Raw genomic sequence first — 2,217 nt, forward strand, 5'->3', positions numbered from 1 at the left:
TTCCTATGAAACAAAAAAACCCTGCCTCCCAGGTTCATCACCTCGGAAACAGGGTTCTCTTTACTCGCTGGCACGGGACTGCGGAGTACTGGGTGGAGTAAATCCATCCAGCCGCCGCTGTCTCATATATTTATCAGAGAAAAACATACAAAACTCTACTGCTATATGGTAAGAAGATTTCTCTTCCTGTTTTAATTAGTTGTTCTTAGCTGCTGCTTTTGCTTCTTTGATCTTCTCAGTCAGCATCGGAACGATCTTGTTTAAGTCACCTACTACACCGTAGTCAGCAACATCGAAGATCGGAGCAGACTCATCTTTGTTGATAGCAACGATGATGTCAGACTCTTCCATACCTGCCAGATGCTGAATAGCACCGGAGATACCGATTGCGAAGTATACGTTCGGACGAACAGTCTTACCTGTCTGACCTACCTGAAGATCCTTCGGTTTCCAGCCAGCATCTACAACTGCACGAGAGCAGCTTACGGTACCGCCGATAGCCTCTGCCAGATCATCCAGAATCTTGAAGTTCTCCGGGCTTCCTACGCCACGGCCACCGGATACAAGGATCTTAGCATCCATGATATCAACGGTGTTGGATACAGCCTTAACAACTTCCAGAATATCAACATATTTGTTGTTCTTTGTGAATCCCGGATTGAACTCAGTAACAACAGCTTTTTTGCCAGCTTCCTTCGGAGCCTTCTGCATAACACCCGGACGAACGGTTGCCATCTGCGGACGGAAATCCGGGCAAGCGATGGTAGCGATGGTGTTGCCGCCGAATGCCGGACGAGTCATAAGCAGCTGATTGTGCTTTGTCTCTCTACCCGGAACCGGATTCATCGGGAAATCGCCGATATCAAGTTTTGTACAGTCTGCAGTCAGACCTGTATGGATTCTAGCGCAAACACGCGGACCAAGGTCACGACCGATTGCAGTTGCACCGATCAGGAAGATTTCCGGTTTGAACTCTTTGATAACAGATGCGATTGCATGTGTGTACGGCTCTGTACGGTACTCTTTTAATTCCGGATCGTCTACAACGATAACCTTATCTGCGCCGTACTCTGCTAACTGATCTGCAAGACCCTTAACGTCAGAACCAACTAAAACAGCGGTTACTTCTACTCCTAAATCTTTTGCTAATTCTTTACCTTTGCCAATCAGCTCATAAGCGATATTGCTGATAACATTATCCACCTGCTGTGCAAAGACAAATACGCCCTTATATGCTTCTAAGTTGTTCATCTTATTCACCACTCTTTTCTATAAAATAATTAGATAATGTGTTTCTCTGCCAGTTTGCCAACGATATAATCTGCGGAAGCTGCCGGATCAAGTTCTACTTTCTCGCCAGCACCCTTTCTTACCTTATCGGAAGCTTTTGCGATCTGTGTCGGTGATCCCTTCAGACCAAGGTTGGAATCCTCAACATCTTTCAGATCTTTTCTGCCCCAAACGGTGATCTCTTTTGCATATGCATCAAAGATTCCGCCTGGAGTCATATAACGCGGCTCGTTTAACTCTGCAAGAGCGGTTAAAAGACACGGAAGCTGTGCTTTTACTACATGATATCTATCATCATACTGACGCTCAACTACGATGTATTTCTCAGCTTCGTTTACTTCACGAATCTTCTGAGCGTAGCTGATTACCGGAAGGCCAAGGTGCTCGGAGATCTGCGGACCTACCTGAGCGGTATCGCCATCGATAGCCTGACGGCCAGTAATGATTAAGTCATAATCCAGGTTGCGAAGTGCGCCTGCGATTGTCTGGGAAGTAGCCCAGGTATCTGCACCACCAAGTACACGGTCAGTTACAAGAACACCATTGTCTGCGCCCATAGCCATAGCCTCGCGAAGAACCTCTTCAGCCTTCGGAAGACCCATAGTAACTACGGTAACTTCTGCACCATACTGATCTTTTAAGCGAAGCGCTGCCTCCAGACCTGCTTTATCATCTGGGTTCATGATTGCCAGCATTGCGCTTCTGTCAAGAGTACCATCCGGGTTAAATTTAACTCCGCCTTTGGTATCCGGAACCTGTTTTACACAAACTACAATTTTCACGGTATTTTCACTCCTTATTTTTTTCTTTTTTCTCTAGGACTGAGATTGTTCTGATTTCTCTGCAGACTGAATTATTTTAACAGATCAGCGGAGATAACCATTCTCTGAACCTCAGATGTACCCTCGTAGATCTCAGTGATCTTAG

At 46.0% G+C, this 2,217-nt stretch carries 2 protein-coding genes; both read right to left on the bottom strand.

Annotation, left to right across the window (positions count from 1 at the left end; genetic code table 11):
- Positions 1-195 precede the first annotated feature (195 nt).
- Entirely contained in the window at positions 196-1,251 is a 1,056-nt protein-coding gene (locus QVO97_RS12440; RefSeq protein ID WP_022360637.1) for an electron transfer flavoprotein subunit alpha/FixB family protein, read from the bottom strand.
- A gap of 29 nt (positions 1,252-1,280) precedes the next feature.
- Entirely contained in the window at positions 1,281-2,072 is a 792-nt protein-coding gene (locus QVO97_RS12445) for an electron transfer flavoprotein subunit beta/FixA family protein (protein ID WP_022360638.1), read from the bottom strand.
- Positions 2,073-2,217: the final 145 nt, after the last annotated feature.

Origin of the sequence: Clostridium sp. CAG:43, assembly GCF_000434655.1 — a bacterium.
In the GTDB taxonomy this organism is placed as follows: Bacteria; Bacillota; Clostridia; order Lachnospirales; family Lachnospiraceae; genus Otoolea; species Otoolea fessa.